The sequence below is a fragment of the Mesorhizobium sp. C416B genome, assembly GCF_030323165.1.
Taxonomy (GTDB): Bacteria; Pseudomonadota; Alphaproteobacteria; order Rhizobiales; family Rhizobiaceae; genus Mesorhizobium.
Map to the genome: position 1 here is coordinate 1,799,086 of NZ_CP100471.1, position 15,865 is coordinate 1,814,950.

The window sequence follows — 15,865 nt, forward strand, 5'->3', positions numbered from 1 at the left end:
TCAGCGCAGGGCCTTTGCGGCATCGCCTTCCGCAGAGGCGGCCTGGACCGCATCGCCGGTCAGCTTGACCTTGAGATTCTCGGTCATGAACTGGGTGCCGGCGGCAACGACGACATCCCCCGGCTTGAGCCCGTCGGCGACGCTGACGCCGTCGGCGGTGAACTCCGCAACCTTGACCAGGCGCTCGTGCACCGTCTCGCCGGCGCGGTCGACGGTCCAGACAATCTTGCGACCATCCTTTTCCGCAAGCGCGCTGAGCGGGATCGACACCATCTCCTGCTTCTTGGCCACCGAGGCCTCGATGTTGGCGGTCATGCCGAGCAGCACGCGCGGGTCGTCGGGCAGCGAGACGCGGACGGCAAAGGTGCGCGACTGCTGGTCGGCGCTGCCGGCGACTTCACGCACTTTGCCGGAGAGCGCCAGCGCGTCATCGGACCAGAAGCTGGCCTTGACGTCCTTTCCCGGCTTGAAGGCGGCGATGTCCATTTCGGGAACCGCGATCAGCACTTCCTTTTCGCCGTCGACGGCAACGGTCATCACAGGCGTTCCGGCGCCGACCACCTGGCCGACATCGGCCGAGACCGCCGTGACGATGCCGTTCTCGCTCGCCTTGAGATCGGTGTAGACGACCTGGTTCTGCGCCTGGGCAAGGGTAGAGCGGGCGGCATCGCGCGTCGCTACCGCCTGGTTGTAGCTCAGCGTCGCCTGTTCGAGCTGCGACTTGGAGGTGAAGTTCTTGGCAAAAAGCTGTTCGGCGCGCTTGCGGGACAGATCGACCGTCTCGACCTGCCGCTCGGCGGCGTCGAGGCTGGCCTTGGCGCTCTTGACCGACAGCTCATAGTCCGTGGGATCGATACGGGCTAGCACATCGCCTGTCGTCACATGCTGGCCGATGTCGACCAGACGCTCAGTGACCTTGCCCGAGATGCGAAAGCCGAGGTTCATTTCGGTACGGGCTCGCACCGAGCCGGAATAGGTGAGTTCGCGACTCTTTTCGGCCTGGCCGATCTCGACCACCTTGACCGGACGGATGATGTCCTGGACCTCGGTCTTCTCCTGGCTGCAGGCGGCGAGCCCGAGCGTGGCGACGATCAGGCCGGCGACCGGCAGCTTGCGGATGATGGAACTGGACAAAGACACTTTCGTACTCCCGACTGGAGATGAACGGTCGACGCCGGCGCCCGGCGGGCGGCGGCTATTACTTCAGAGCCTTGATCGCGTAATCGATGAGATCGTCGGGCATCGCCCGATTGGTCTTGGCAAGGCACTGCGCCACCATTTGCGGGTGGCACAGAATGACGGTGGCGGCGCCGAAGCAGCGCGATGCGATGACCGGATCCTGGTCGGCAAACTCGCCGGCCTCGATGCCTTCGCGGATGACCTCGGCAAACAGGTCGTGAATGCTGTCGATATGCTTGTCGATGACGCCCCAGTCGCGCTCGAGCGCGACGATGACCATTTCGTGGACCTTCTGGTCGTCGAGCATGACTTCCAGCGTCATCTTGTACTGCGCATGCACGTAGCGGCGCAGCCGCTCCTCGGCGCTGATCGGCAACCGGGAAATCTCGTAGGCCATGTTGTAGCTGGCGAGGAGCATGCGGCCGCAGACGGCCTGGTGGATTTCGACCTTGGAGGCGAAGAAACGGTAGATGTTGGCCGGCGACATGCCGAGTTCGCGGGCGATGTCGGCGACATTGGTCTTGCCGTAACCATAGTGCCGGAACAGGCGTTCGGCACAGTCGAGAATGCGGGTGACATTCTCCTGGCGGGTGGAGTCGGCCATTATGCTGGCGGCTTCGGACATGGCTCTCTGTCGATTTATGAGTGACGAATTTAAACTTTCGTCAGTCGTAAATCGAAAAGAGGGAAGTGTCAATGCGAATTCGACGTACGCGTATAATTTGGTGACAGAGGGTGTGCGCGAACTCGACCTTGCGTGCCGTTGCGCTCTGGAACTAAGATCCCTTCGCCATTTCCCGCAGCTGAAACTTCTGGATCTTCCCCGTCGATGTCTTCGGGATCTCGGCAAAAATCACCGCCTTCGGCACCTTGAAGCGGGCGAGCAGCGCGCGGCAGTGTTCGATGATCTCGGCCTCGCTTGCCACCTTGCCGGGCTTCAGCTCGACATAGGCGACCGGCACCTCGCCCCATTTGTCGTCTGCCTTGGCGACGACGCCGCAGGACGCCACGGACGGGTGTTTGTAGAGGGCCTCCTCGACCTCGATCGATGAAATGTTCTCGCCGCCGGAGATGATGATGTCCTTGGAGCGGTCCTTGAGCTGGATGTAGCCGTCGGGATGCATGACGCCGAGGTCGCCGGAGTGGAACCAGCCGCCGGCAAAGGCCTCTTCGGTCGCCTTCCTGTTCTTCAGATAGCCCTTCATGACGATGTTGCCGCGAAACATGACCTCACCGATCGTCTCGCCGTCGGCCGGCGTCTTCTGCATCGTCTCCGGGTCCATCACGGTCAGGCCTTCGAGTGCGGCATAGCGCACGCCCTGCCTTGCCTTCTTCTGCGCCTTCGATCCCTTGTCTAGATCGTCCCAGGCGCCGTGCCATTCGTTGACGACCGCCGGGCCATAGGTCTCGGTCAGCCCGTAGAGATGGGTGACGGCAAAGCCGGCATCGGCCATGCCCGACAGCACCGCTTCCGGCGGAGGTGCTGCCGCCGTATTGAAGGTCACCGTCTGGGGGAACGTCCGCTTGTCCTCGTCCCTGGCGTTGATCAGCACCGACATGACGACCGGCGCACCGCACAGATGCGTCACGCCGTGGTCGGCGATGGCATCATAGATCGGCTTCGGCCGCACCCAGCGCAGGCAGACATGGGTGCCGGCCTGGACGGCCATCGTCCATGGGAAGCACCAACCATTGCAGTGGAACATCGGCAGCGTCCACAGATAGACGGCGTGCTTGGCCATGCCGGCATGGATGGTGTTGGTGTAAGCCATCAGGGCAGCGCCGCGATGGTGGTAGACGACGCCCTTCGGATTGCCTGTCGTGCCGGAGGTGTAGTTGAGCGAGATGGCGTCCCATTCGTCGTCGGGCATCGACCAGGCGTAGCCCTGGTCACCGCCGGCGACGAACGCCTCATAGTCGATCGCGCCGATGCGCTCGCCCTTGGGATAGGGTGCATCGGCGGCATAGTCGGGATCGTCATAGTCGATGACCAGCGGCTTCACCTTGGCCAGTGCCAGTGCCTGTTTGACGACAGCGGAAAATTCGCGGTCGACGATGAGCACCTTGGTCTCGGCATGGTCGAGCTGGAACGCGATGACGGCGGCATCGAGCCTTGTGTTGAGCGAATGCAGCACCGCTTTGGCCATCGGCACGCCGAAATGCGCCTCCAGCATGGGGGGCGTGTTGGACAGCATGACGGTCACCGTATCACCCTTGCCGATGCCGCGCTTCGACAGCGCCGAGGCCAGCTTCAGCGAGCGCCGCCAGAAGGTGCGATAGGTGATGCGCTGGCTGCCATGGATGATGGCGACATGATCGGGATAGGTGCTTGCCGCCCGCTCCAGATAAGTGAGCGGCGTCAGCGGCTGATGGTTGGCGGCGTTCTTGCCGAGATCCTGCTCGTAGGGACTGCCCATCCCGTGCTCCCCGAATTTTCATTGTTGAGAACTTCTAACCACAGGTTCCCGCCACGTCACCATCGGCGATTCCCGACCGGGCACATTTGGCGCAATGATCGTCCAGATTCGATGGGCAAAGAGGTATCGTGTACCCACGCCAGTTTGACTTTTGTCGAGAGCCGTGAATAATGTCAGCCGAGGAGACGGCATGGCGATCCGACCGGCAGAACAGCTTATCCACAAGGCCGCATGGCTCTATTATGCCCATGGTCTGCGCCAGGACCAGGTCGCCAGCCAGCTTAACATTTCCCGCGCCTCGGTCGCCATGTATTTGCGCAAGGCGCGCGAGACCGGCATCGTCAACATCTCGACCTCGACGCAGCTGTTCACCGACGACGTGCTTGCGCGCCAGCTCGAGGACGCGCTCAAGCTTGATGCGGTGTGGATCGCGCCGGAGAATGCCTATGTCGTCGACCCTTCGACGGACGTTGCGGTGCTGGCGGCGGGCGTCTTTCTCGAACTGGTCAAGAAGGGCGACCGGATCGGCGTCGCCTGGGGCCGCACCGTCTACACCATCGCCGACGTCATGTCCTATGCCGACCTGCAGGACGTCACCGTTGTGCAGCTCTGCGGCAATCTCGGCGCGCCCTACTCCTACCGTCCCGACCAGTGCACGATGGAGATCGCCCGGCGGCTCAACGCCAAGGGCCTCAATTTCTACGCGCCGCTGGTGCTGACGACGGAATTGCTGGCGCATGGGCTGCGCGCCGAACCGGTGATCCGCGAACAACTGGCCGATATTGCCAACTGCGATCTGGCGCTCTATTCGGTCGGCACCGTCGATGGCGACAGCCATGTCGTCAAATGCGGCGCGCTCAGCCCCGGCGAGATGGGGCTGTTGCGCGAAGCGGGCGCCGCCGGAGTCGTTGCCGGCCAGATCATCGATGCCACCGGCAAGGCGCTCGACTGCAGCTACAACCGCCGCGTCATCTCGGCCTCGCTGTCGTCACTGCGCCAGATCGAAAAGCGGCTGATGGTGGTCCAGGAAGACAGCAAGTTCGAACCGCTGCTCGCAGCACTCGCCGGCGGACTCTGCACGCATCTGGTCGTCGGCGCCGGCATGGCGCGGCGGCTGCTCGAATATGCCGGAGCCAGCGCGGGGGCAAAAAAGGCTTCCTGACAAACGAAATCCCAGCAGCCGGCGCATTGTCATCAAGGCGTCGCGGCACTCCTGTTCACAGCAACATCAAAGACAGCAAAGCGGACATAGCGACATGAAGAACCTTTGGAATGACGACGACGCGGAAAGACTGGTGGGCGATTATGCGAAAAAGGGCGTGGCCCGCGACCTCGCGTTGCGCGTCTACACCACCCGGCTGCTCGGCGGCGAGCCGCGGCTGGTGCTGCATGGCGGCGGCAACACTTCCTGCAAGACCAAGGCCATAGACCTCGTCGGCGACGAATGGGACGTGCTGTGCGTCAAGGGCAGCGGCTGGGACATGGGTGTGATCGAGCCGCAAGGCCTGCCGGCGGTCAAGCTCGGCGCGCTGCTGAAGGCGCGTGCGCTGGCCAGCCTCGCCGACGAGGACATGGTGGCGCTGCAGCGGGCGAACCTCATCGACCCCGCCTCCCCCAATCCATCGGTCGAGACGCTGCTGCACGCCTTCCTGCCGCATAAATTCGTCGACCACACGCATTCGACCGCGATCCTCGCCATCGTCGACCAGCCGGACAGCAAGCCGCTGATCAAGACCGTGTTCGGCGACAAGATGGGGTACGTGCCCTACATCAAGCCGGGCTTCGACCTCGCCAAGGTGGCCGCCGATGTCTACGACGCCGACCCCAGCGTCGAAGGCCTGATCCTCGACAAGCATGGCATCTTCACCTTCGGCGACGATGCGAAGCAGGCCTATGACCGCATGATCCATTATGTGAACGTGGCCGAAGACTATGTGGCGAAGAACGGCAAGCCGAAGACAGCGAAAGCCGCACTGCCGGCCAAGCTCGCAACGCCGGCAGCGATCGCGCCGATGCTGCGTGGCGCGGTCGCGGTGGCGCGTGGCGAAGGCCGCTTCGACCGCATGATCAGCGATTTCCGCACTTCGGACGCCATCGTCGATTTCATCAACTCGGCCGGCATTGCAGACTATGCCGGACGCGGCGTGTCGACGCCCGATCTGTCGATCCGCATCAAGACCGGACCGATGGCGGTTCCGGCGCCAGACGCCGACAAGGCCGGCGACTACAAGGCCGTCATCAAGAGCCATGTCGACGCCTTCGCCAACGACTACCGCGCCTATTTCGAAACCAATGACGCGCTGGACGACGTCCAGCGCACCATGCTCGACCCGATGCCGCGGCTGACGCTGGTGCCGGGCCTCGGCATGTTCGGCCATGGCCGCACGCTGAAGGATGCGAAGATCGCATCTGATGTCGGCGAGATGTGGATCGAGGCGGTGCGCGGCGCCGAGGCCGTCGGCAGCTTCCATCCTCTATCGAAGGCCGACCTCTTCCCGCTGGAGTACTGGTCGCTTGAGCAGGCCAAGCTCGCCTCCAACAAGCCGAAGCCGCTGACCGGCCAGGTGGTGCTGATCACTGGCGGCGCCGGCGCGATCGGTGCTGCGACGGCAAAACTGTTCGCCGCCAATGGCGCGCATGCCGTCGTCGTCGATCTCGATGCGGCCAGGGCGGCCGAGGCGGCAAAGGCAGCCGGCAACAATTCGATCGGCGTCGGCGCCGACATCACCAACCCGGCCGAGCTGCGCGCCGCCTTCGACAAAGCTGTCGCTGTCTATGGCGGCGTCGACATTCTGGTCTCCAACGCCGGTGCCGCCTGGGAAGGCCGCATCGGCGAGCTCGACGATGCCCTGCTGCGCAAGAGTTTCGAGCTCAACTTCTTCGCCCACCAGTCGGCGGCGCAGAACGCGGTGCGCATCATGCTGGAACAGGGCACCGGCGGTGTGTTGTTGTTCAACACCTCCAAGCAGGCGGTCAACCCGGGTCCGAAATTCGGCGCCTATGGTGTGCCGAAGGCGGCGACGCTATTCCTGTCCCGGCAATATGCGCTCGACTACGGCGCGCACGGCATCCGCTCCAATGCGGTCAACGCCGACCGCATCCGCTCCGGCCTGTTGACCGACGCCATGATCGCCAGCCGTTCCGGCGCGCGCGGCGTGTCGGAGAAGGAATACATGTCGGGCAATCTGCTCGGACAGGAGGTGACGGCAGAAGACGTGGCGCAGGCCTTCCTGCACCAAGCATTGGCCGAACGCACCACCGCCGATGTGACGACGGTCGACGGTGGCAACATCGCCGCAGCGCTGCGCTAGACATAGACCTGGAGCGGTTCATCGTTCACCAAAACGACGAACCGCTCTCCCACCTGAAGGACTCCAGGCGGAGAACTGCTTTTGCAGGTCGTGCTGAAAAACTGCTCGAACTGGTCAAAATCCACTCCAATCCTTGGCCTATTGCTCGACCACTTTAGGGCGCGCCTTGTGTTTCGCATGCGAGCTCCGACCCTGATCCTTGGTGGAGTTGTCGATGGCTGCGAAGAGACTTCGTGTCGGCTTGCTGTTCGGCGGGCGCTCCGCCGAGCATGAGGTGTCGCTGCTTTCGGCAACCAATGTCATAGCCGCGCTGGACCCGGCGAAATACGACGCCGTTCCCATCTTCGTCACCCGCGAAGGCCAATGGCTGCTGAGCAATTTCAAGGACGGCGCGCTGGCGACACCGTCTGATGGGACGCAGCTTTGCCTGGCGCCGGGCGGGCATGGGCGGATGCTGGCGATCCCCGCCAAGGGTGCGCCGCACGACCTGCCTGCCATCGAATATGGTGTTCCGGTACTGCACGCCTGCATGGCGAGGACGGCGCGGTGGCTGGTGCGAGTCGGGCGGTCATGATGCAGGGGCAGATTCCTAACAGATATTGTTAGACCTTGTTGGATGCATTATAATGTGGGTATGAAAAACGAACCTATGCGCACCCTCACCATATCCCTCACCGCGCAGCAGATAGCTCGCCTGCAAAGCGCTATCGAAGGTGGCGGTTATGCTTCCAACAGCGAGATTGTCCGCGACGCCCTGCGCTTATGGGAGCAGCGCGAGGAATTGCGCACGCTCGAACTCCAGCACTTGAAGCGGGCCTATGCCGACGGGATGGGCAGCGGCAAGCCAGTGGCTGTCGACCCCACCGAGTTCATCGGCAGCCTGAAGGCAGAACGCCGCGCCCGTGGCTAGCTATAGGCTCACACCGCGCGCTTCGCAGGATTTGCGAGACATCTGGCACACCATCGCCGCCGACAATGAAAAGGCAGCAGACAGACTGTTGATGCGCATTTTCGAAAGACTGGAGCTGGCGGCGCAGCACCCCAAGATGGGCAGCGCACGGCCCGAGTTAAGCGCAACGGCCCGCGTGCTCGTCGAAGGCCGTTATATCATCATCTACGAGCCGCAGCCCGATGGTGTCTGTGGCGATTGTCCACGGGATGCGCGATCCAGACCATTGGTTGTAGGCCGGCAGGCTTACGATCAATATGAAAAGAGCGGCCCATGCCGCCCTTCGCATCTATCAGACGACCGATCCTACTTCGCGTTCGGGTTCGGCATCCAGGCCGGCATGGCGACATCGGCATGGGCGAATTGCGGCAGCTTGGCCGACAGGTCCTCCATGTTCTTGATGTCCTTGTCGATCAGGTCCTTCTGGGTGATCAGCGTCGGCGGCACGATGACGTTGTGGCCGGGATCTTCACCGGCGAGCAGCTGCGCCAGCGCGCGCACCGAGACCTGGCCGACGACGGCAGGGTTGGTGGCGGCGGTGGCGGCCCAGGCGCTGTCGGTCTCGCGCATGGCCGCGATGTCCGAGGTAGAGATGTCGGCGGAGTAGATCTTGATCTTCTTGTTCAGCCCCGCCTCGTCGACGGCGATCTTCACACCCTTGGCGAACTCGTCATAGGGCGCGAACATCACATTGATGTCGGGATGCGCCTGCAGCACCGAGCGCGCCTGGTTGGCGACCGAGTTGGCGATCGGGTTGTCGAGCGTGCCGAACATCGCGACTTCCTTGATGCCGGCATGTTTCTTCTTCACGTCGACCCAGGTCTCGTTGCGGCGGTCGAGCGGCGCGATGCCAGCGACATAGACATAGCCGGCGTTCCAGCTCTCGCCATTGTCCTTGACCGCCTGCTCGAGCGCCAGGCGCGCAAGGTCCTTGTCGGACTGTTCGATCTGCGGGATCTTGGGGTTTTCGACATTGACGTCGAAGGCGACGACCTTGATGCCGGCATCGACCGCGCGCTGGGCGGCGTCCTTCATCGATTCCGTCAGCCCGTGCTGGATGATGATGCCCTGCACGCCGAGTGCGATGGCCTGGTCGACCATGTCGGATTGAAGGGCGGCGTCCTGGCGGCTGTCGAGCACGCGCAGATCGATGCCGAGCGCCTTGGACTGGGACTCGACGCCCGAGAGATAGGCCTGGAAGAAATCGCCGGTCGAGAGATAGCGCACCAGCGCGATCTTGACGCCGGGCTTGTCGAACGGCGCCGGCTTGTCGGCGGCAAAGGCCGGGACCTGCATCAGCATTGTTGCGCCGGCCAATCCGAGCGCGACCTTCCCCAAAAGTCGTCTTGTGATGTTCACGTTCTTTCCTCCGTTTGTTGAACCCAAAACTGTCCCGGCAGCCATTCTATCTCCTGCCCCGGCCGGAAAGGGCGAAGGTAAAGACAAGGGCGACGACGAGAACCACGCCCTTGACGAAATCCTGCGTGTAGTAAGGCGCGTTCATCATCGTCAGGCCTTGCAGCAGGATGCCGACGAACAGCGCGCCGATGGCGGTGCCGAAGGCGTTCGGCTTGGCGGCGCCGAGCACCGCGTAGCCGATCAGCGCCGCGGCAACCGCATCGAGCAGCAGATTATTACCCGACGCGATGTCACCGCGTCCAAGCCGTGCGGCCAGCAAAATCCCGCCGATCGAGGCAAAAACTCCTGAAATGACGTAGGCCCAGATTTTGTATGCCTTGACAGGCGCGCCGGCGAGTTCGGCGGCCCGTTCATTGCTGCCCACCGCATACATCATGCGGCCGAAGCGTGTGTATTCGAGGAAGAACCAGATCAGCACGGCGAGCACGATCAGCACGACCACGGAGACCGGAATGAGGTTCGGGATGAAGAAGTCGAAGCGGTGGCGGCCGAGCGCCAGGAAGGCGTCGGAGAATTTGCCGTTGGCGACCGAGCCGTCCGGCATTGTCATACCGGTGGCGATGGAGCGTCCTTCAGTCGGGATGCGCTGGAGGCCGACGAGCAGGAACATCATGCCGAGCGTCGCCAGCAGATCGGGCACGCGCATATAGACGATCAGCCAGCCATTGATGAGGCCGACAAGGGCGCCGATGAGCAGGCAGATGAGGACAGCGACGACAACGTTCTGCTCCAGCACCACCATGACATAGGCAGCCGCCATCATGGCCGATGTGGCAACCGAGCCGATCGAGAGATCGAAGCCGCCGACAACCAGTGTGGCGGTGACGCCCAGCGCCAGCACGCCGGTGATGGCGACCGACTGGAAAATGAAGACGGCACTTTGCGGCGAGACGAACCCGTCGGCGGCGATGGCGAAATACGCGATCAGCCCGAACAGAAGCACGATGAACCCGTAGCGGATAGCGTAATCGCGCAGCGTCATTCAGCGCCCGCCGTCAATACCCAACTCAAACCCGTGCACTCCATTCCAACCCTCAGTTCTTCAATCATCGTGGCTCAGGCCGCACTGTGCAACGGCCCGCCCGCGACTTCGGCCAGCAGACGGTCGAGATCGACATCGGCGTTGCGGTGTTCGCCGACGATGGTCTGCTCGGACATCACCAATATGCGATCGGCCGTCTCCAGTGCCTCGTCGAGTTCGGTGACGAACAGCAGCGTGGCGCGGCCATTGGCGCTGGCCCTCAGCTTGGCGGCGATGTCGCGCCTGGCGGAGATATCGACGCCCTGGAACGGTTCGTCGAGAATGAACAATCGGGCGTCCTGCGCCATCCAGCGGGCCACCATCACCTTCTGCTGGTTGCCGCCCGACAGAGTGGTCATGTCGTCCTTCTCCGAGCGGCAGACGATGCCGAGATCCTCGATCTGCCGGCGGGCAATAGTGCGTTCAAGGCCGCGTTTGAGAACTGAAAAGCGCGACATGCGCTTGTGGAAGGGCAGGCTGATGTTTTCCTGGATGTTGAAGCCGCCGACGATGCCGTTTTCGCCACGGTCCTTGGCGACCAGAAACACGCCGGCGGCGATGGCTTCGCCCGTCGACCCAGGCGCATAGGGCTTGCCATATAAAGTCATCGTACCGGACAGCGGCTTGCGCAGGCCGAACAGCGTCTCGGCGAGCGCTGTCTTGCCGACGCCGACGAGGCCGGTAATGGCAACGACCTCGCCGTCGCCGAGAGTCAGCGAGAATGGCCGGGCACCAGGGGCGATGCGGAAGGCATCGACGGTCAGGATCGGCTCGGCAGAACTCCTGGCTTCGATGCGGTCAAGATGGATCTTGCGGCCGAGCATGGCGTTAACGGCGCCCTCATAGTCGAGAGGCTTGCTATCGAAGACGCCTGAGATGACGCCATCGCGCATCGAGACGATGCGGTCGGCCAGCCGCCTGATATCCGACATGCGATGCGAGATGTAGAGGATGGCGACGCCCTGCTCGCGCAAGCGGTCGAGCAGCGCAAACAACCGGTCGGCCTCGGCGCTGGACAGCGACGAGGTCGGCTCGTCGAGGATCAGCACTTTCGGCTGGTGCGCCATGGCGCGCGCGATGGCCACCATCTGGCGATCGGCCAGCGACAGGTCGCTGATGCGGGCCTTGAGGTCGATGGCGAGCCCCATGCGGTCGGCCACCGCTTTGGCTTCGCGGCGCACCCGGCCGGGGTTGAACAGCAGCGGCGCGCCCTTGCCGGTCAACCGGTCGAGCGTCAGATTGGTGGCGACATCGAGATCGGCGACGACGCCGTCATTGATGTTTTGGTGCACGGTAACGACACCGGCGCGGATCGCCTCTGCCGGCGTGTTCGGCGCAAAGTTGCCGCCAGCGAGGTGCATGATGCCGCCTTCATGGTCGTAGACGCCGCTGATGATCTTGACGAGGGTGGACTTGCCGGCGCCGTTGGCGCCCATCAGCACGGTGATCTCACCGGCATGCAGTTCGAGCGAGACGCCGCCAAGCACCTCGATATGGCCGAAGGATTTCCTCAGCCCGTCCACGCGGAACACGGCATCATTGCCCATTCGTTCCTCCCTGAAGATGACGCTATGGGCTACGTCATCAATTGTCAACTCGATTGACAATTGCCAGTCAGCTTCCTAGCTTGGCCTCACCGCCATCGCTCCACTATGATTGGAGCGAGCAAGCGGGAGGGTGAGGAATGACTGCGAAATTGCCGTTTGAAGCACTGTCGGTGGAGACGCTTGCAACGCGCCTCGGTACGAACGAAGCGCTGTGCGCCAAAATCGGCAAGGGCCCTTGGAAGGTGCGCGAGGTCGGCGACGGCAATCTGAACCTCGTCTTCATTGTCGAAGGCGGCTCGGGTGCGGCCGTGGTCAAGCAGGCCCTGCCCTATGTTCGCCTCGTCGGCGACAGCTGGCCGTTGCCGCTCAAACGCTCCTTCTTCGAGTATCACGCGCTGACGCGGCAAGAGGCGCGCGCGCCGGGCTCGGTGCCGGCGATCCTCCATTTTGACGAAGCCCAGGCGCTGATCATCATGGAATATCTGGCGCCGCCGCACATCATCCTGCGCCGTGCCCTGATCGACGGCCGCGAGTTGCCAAATATCGCCCGCGACATCGGCCTGTTCATGGCCCGCACTTTGTTCCGCGGCTCTGATCTCTCCATGCCCACCAAGGACCGCAAGGCCGACCTGGCGCTGTTTGCCGACAATGTCGAGCTCTGCGGCATCACCGAAGACCTGGTGTTTTCCGACCCATATTTCGATGCCAAGCTGAACCGGCACACCTCGCCGCAGCTCGACGGCCTGGTTGCCGAACTGCGCGCCGACCGCGACCTCAAGGTCGAAGCGCAGCGGCTGAAGCATATCTTCGCCGCCAACGCCGAGACGCTGCTGCATGGCGACCTGCATTCGGGCTCGATCATGGTCACCGACACCGAGACGCGGATGATCGATCCGGAGTTCGCCTTCTACGGTCCGATGGCCTTCGATGTAGGCATGCTGCTCGCCAATTTCTGGATGTCCTACTTCTCGCAGCGCGGCCATGAACAGAAGGGCAAGCGTGACGCCATGCGTGCCTATCTGCTCGGGGTGACCAACGACACCTGGACGGTGTTCCGCGCCGAGTTCTCGCATCTATGGCGCACCGAGCGCACCGGCATGCTTTACCAGAAGAGCCTGTTCGAGGATCAGGGCGACATTCTCGCCTCGGAGCAGGCGCTCGACCATGTGCTGCACCAGATCTGGACCGACCTCTTGGGCTTTGCCGGCATCGAGGTGCACCGGCGCATCCTCGGCCTCGCCCACAATGCCGATTTCGAGACCATCGAGGACGAGGATCTGCGAGCCTCCTGCGAGGCCAAGGCGCTGAAATTCGGCCGTCACATCGCCGTCAACCGGCGCCAGATTCACGGCATGGACGAGGTCAATAATCTGGCCGCTTTGATCGAACGGGAGAGCAGGATTTGAACGTCGGCGAGCGCCACTACCGCACCATCTGGCTGAGCGACGACCAGCGTTCGGTCGAGATCATCGACCAGCGCTGGCTGCCGCACGAGTTCCGGGTCGAGACGATCGGGAGCGTTGCCGGCATCGCCACCGCGATCCGTGACATGTGGGTTCGTGGCGCGCCGCTGATCGGCGTCACCGCGGCCTACGGCGTCGCCATCCAGATGGCGGACGATCCGTCTGACGAAGCGCTCGACGCGGTCTGGGAGACGCTGCACAAGACGCGGCCGACTGCGATCAATCTACGCTGGGCACTGGACGAGATGCGGCGGTTCCTCAGGCCGATCGTATTGGGACAGCGCGCGGAGGCGGCCTATAAGCGCGCCGCGGAAATCGCCGACGAGGATGTCGATCTCAATCGCGCCATCGGCGAGAACGGGCTTGCCATCATCAAGGAGATCGCGGCACGCAAGAAGCCGGGCGAGCCGGTCAACATCCTCACCCATTGCAACGCCGGTTGGCTAGCGACGGTCGATTACGGCACCGCCACGTCGCCGATCTATCTCGCCGTCGAGGCCGGCATTCCGGTCCATGTCTATGTCGACGAGACGCGCCCGCGCAACCAGGGCGCCCAGCTGACCGCCTGGGAGATGGCCGGCCACGGCGTGCCGCACACGCTGATCGTCGACAATGCCGGCGGCCATCTGATGCAGCGTGGCGCGGTCGACATGGTGATCGTGGGCACCGACCGCACCACGGCCAATGGCGACGTCTGCAACAAGATCGGCACCTATCTCAAGGCGCTCGCCGCCTCCGATAATGAGGTGCCCTTCTACGTCGCTCTGCCCTCGCCGACCATCGACTGGACAGTGGGTGATGGCCTCACCGAAATCCCGATCGAGGAACGCTCCGGTGACGAGGTGTCGCTGGTCTGGGGCAAGACGGCGGACGGCAAGATCGCGCAGGTTCGGGTTTCGCCCGAAGCGACGCCGGCGGCCAATCCGGCGTTCGATGTGACGCCGGCACGGCTGGTGACGGGGCTGATCACCGAGCGCGGTGTGGCCAAGGCTTCGCGCGAAGGGTTGAAGGCGATGTTCCCCGAACGCGGATAATCTCCCCCCTTGAGGGGGAGATGTCGCCAAAGGCGACAGAGGGGTCGGCGCGTCCTGACGCGACCTCCCAGCACCGACAGATGATGCTAGCGCTCCAGTCGAACCGACCCCCTCTGGCCTGCCGGCCATCTCCCCCTCAATGGGGGAGATTAGCGCCTCACCGGCTGGCTACCGGATTTCAGCCCTGCAACAAGAATTGCGGCCTCGATGGCCGCTGACGGTTGCGGTTCTGGCGAAATCCGGCCAGAAGCATCTAGGCCGGCAATCGGCCGGCCCGCGACGTTGCGCTTGAAACCAGATACGGGAGACTATTGGGTGGCTCGCATAACACTGAGACAATTGCTCGATCACGCCGCCGAGTACGGCTACGGCGTACCCGCTTTCAACATGAACAATATGGAACAGGGCCTCGCCATCATGGAGGCGGCCGAGGAGACCAAGTCGCCGGTCATCCTGCAGGCCAGCCGCGGCGCCCGCGCCTACGCCAATGATGTGGTGCTGGCCAAGCTGATCGACGCGCTGGTCGAAATCCACCCCGACATCCCGGTCTGCATGCATCTCGACCATGGCAACAACGAAGCCACCTGCGTCACCGCCATCCAGTACGGCTTCACCTCGGTGATGATGGACGGCTCGCTGAAAGAGGACGGCAAGACGCCGGCCGACTATGCCTACAATTCCGGCATCACCCGGCGCGTCGTCGACATGGCGCATTGGGGCGGCGTGTCGGTGGAAGGCGAGATCGGTGTGCTCGGTTCGCTTGAGAGCGGCGGCGGCGAGCAGGAAGACGGCCACGGCGTCGAAGGCGCCATCAGCCACGACCAGCTCTTGACCGATCCGGAACAGGCGGTCGAGTTCGTCAAGGACACCCATGTCGATGCGCTGGCTGTCGCCATGGGCACCAGCCACGGCGCCTACAAATTCTCACGCAAGCCGGACGGCGCGGTGCTGGCGATGAACGTCATCGAGGAAATCCACCGCCGCCTGCCCAACATGCATCTGGTGATGCACGGCTCGTCCTCGGTGCCCGAGGACCTGCAGGAAATCATCAATAGATATGGCGGCCAGATGAAGCCGACCTGGGGCGTGCCGGTGGAAGAGATCCAGCGCGGCATCAAGCACGGCGTGCGCAAGATCAACATCGACACCGACAACCGCATGGCGCTGACCGGCGCCATCCGCAAGGTGCTGACCGAAAACCCGAGCGAGTTCGATCCGCGCAAATACCTGACGCCGGCCATGGCCGCGATGCGCAAACTGTGCAAGGAGCGCTTCGAGCAGTTCGGCACCGCCGGCAATGCCCAGAAGATCAAGCCGCTGCCGGTAGCTGAGATGGCCAAGCGCTACAAGTCGGGCAGCCTTGATCCGAAGTTTGGGTGAAGTCCCCTGGCGCCTCTTCCTTCTCCCCTTGTGGGGAAGAAAGAAGAGCTATTGACATAAAAAAGGCCGGGCGCGAAAGCAGCCCGGCCAAAAGAAGGTCAAGAACCTTCAGAGGGGAACACCGTTCGGTGGAATGGGAGGAAAC

At 63.2% G+C, this 15,865-nt stretch carries 12 protein-coding genes and 2 pseudogenes; 8 read left to right on the forward strand and 6 right to left on the reverse strand.

The window, feature by feature from the left end; genetic code table 11:
* From NLY43_RS09080 to NLY43_RS09090, 3 genes are all read right to left on the reverse strand, one after another.
* Nucleotides 1-1,140, reverse strand: coding sequence for an efflux RND transporter periplasmic adaptor subunit (locus NLY43_RS09080; protein WP_023692166.1), 1,140 nt, complete (start codon nucleotides 1,138-1,140; stop codon nucleotides 1-3).
* A gap of 58 nt (nucleotides 1,141-1,198) precedes the next feature.
* Complete coding sequence (locus tag NLY43_RS09085; protein WP_023668564.1) at nucleotides 1,199-1,804, reverse strand: TetR/AcrR family transcriptional regulator; 606 nt, start codon at nucleotides 1,802-1,804, stop codon at nucleotides 1,199-1,201.
* Between the two features lie 151 nt (nucleotides 1,805-1,955).
* Nucleotides 1,956-3,596, reverse strand: coding sequence for an acyl-CoA synthetase (locus NLY43_RS09090; RefSeq protein WP_023709942.1), 1,641 nt, complete (start codon nucleotides 3,594-3,596; stop codon nucleotides 1,956-1,958).
* 190 nt (nucleotides 3,597-3,786) lie between these two features.
* On the opposite strand from NLY43_RS09090, the gene NLY43_RS09095 reads away from it, so the two are divergent.
* The 5 genes and pseudogenes from NLY43_RS09095 to NLY43_RS32455 form a co-directional block, all read left to right on the forward strand.
* Entirely contained in the window at nucleotides 3,787-4,758 is a 972-nt protein-coding gene (locus tag NLY43_RS09095) for a sugar-binding transcriptional regulator (RefSeq protein WP_023709943.1), read from the forward strand.
* A 94-nt stretch (nucleotides 4,759-4,852) separates the two neighbouring features.
* Nucleotides 4,853-6,907 (forward strand): bifunctional aldolase/short-chain dehydrogenase, encoded by a 2,055-nt coding sequence (locus tag NLY43_RS09100; protein WP_023709944.1) that lies wholly within the window; start codon nucleotides 4,853-4,855, stop codon nucleotides 6,905-6,907.
* 214 nt (nucleotides 6,908-7,121) lie between these two features.
* Nucleotides 7,122-7,468: pseudogene (locus NLY43_RS09105) on the forward strand (D-alanine--D-alanine ligase A); the annotation flags it as partial.
* Nucleotides 7,469-7,556: 88 nt separating this feature from the next.
* The gene (locus tag NLY43_RS09110; RefSeq protein WP_023692171.1) at nucleotides 7,557-7,817 is read left to right on the forward strand and encodes a ribbon-helix-helix domain-containing protein; all 261 of its coding nucleotides are present in this window, start codon (nucleotides 7,557-7,559) and stop codon (nucleotides 7,815-7,817) included.
* Nucleotides 7,810-7,980, forward strand: a pseudogene (locus NLY43_RS32455) (type II toxin-antitoxin system RelE/ParE family toxin); the annotation flags it as partial. The gene NLY43_RS09110 and the pseudogene NLY43_RS32455, both read left to right, overlap by 8 nt.
* A gap of 182 nt (nucleotides 7,981-8,162) precedes the next feature.
* Here the strand turns inward: NLY43_RS32455 and NLY43_RS09120 are convergent.
* The 3 genes from NLY43_RS09120 to NLY43_RS09130 form a co-directional block, all read right to left on the reverse strand.
* Nucleotides 8,163-9,215, reverse strand: coding sequence for a substrate-binding domain-containing protein (locus NLY43_RS09120; protein WP_023692173.1), 1,053 nt, complete (start codon nucleotides 9,213-9,215; stop codon nucleotides 8,163-8,165).
* 46 nt (nucleotides 9,216-9,261) lie between these two features.
* Entirely contained in the window at nucleotides 9,262-10,257 is a 996-nt protein-coding gene (locus NLY43_RS09125; RefSeq protein ID WP_023668572.1) for an ABC transporter permease, read from the reverse strand.
* A gap of 74 nt (nucleotides 10,258-10,331) precedes the next feature.
* Nucleotides 10,332-11,843 carry a sugar ABC transporter ATP-binding protein gene (locus NLY43_RS09130; RefSeq protein WP_023709946.1) on the reverse strand — a complete coding sequence of 504 codons (1,512 nt, stop codon included), beginning with the start codon at nucleotides 11,841-11,843 and terminating at the stop codon, nucleotides 10,332-10,334.
* 137 nt (nucleotides 11,844-11,980) lie between these two features.
* Between NLY43_RS09130 and mtnK the strand changes: the two genes are divergently transcribed.
* The 3 genes from mtnK to fba all read left to right on the forward strand — a co-directional run bounded on the left by mtnK (nucleotide 11,981) and on the right by fba (nucleotide 15,720).
* Complete coding sequence (mtnK, locus tag NLY43_RS09135; RefSeq protein WP_023668574.1) at nucleotides 11,981-13,249, forward strand: S-methyl-5-thioribose kinase; 1,269 nt, start codon at nucleotides 11,981-11,983, stop codon at nucleotides 13,247-13,249.
* Nucleotides 13,246-14,340 carry an S-methyl-5-thioribose-1-phosphate isomerase gene (gene mtnA, locus NLY43_RS09140; protein WP_023668575.1) on the forward strand — a complete coding sequence of 365 codons (1,095 nt, stop codon included), beginning with the start codon at nucleotides 13,246-13,248 and terminating at the stop codon, nucleotides 14,338-14,340. The genes mtnK and mtnA overlap by 4 nt, the downstream gene beginning before the upstream one ends.
* Before the next feature lie 315 nt (nucleotides 14,341-14,655).
* Nucleotides 14,656-15,720: a class II fructose-bisphosphate aldolase gene (fba, locus tag NLY43_RS09145; RefSeq protein ID WP_023687044.1), complete on the forward strand. Its 1,065-nt coding sequence runs from the start codon at nucleotides 14,656-14,658 to the stop codon at nucleotides 15,718-15,720.
* Nucleotides 15,721-15,865 lie beyond the last annotated feature (145 nt).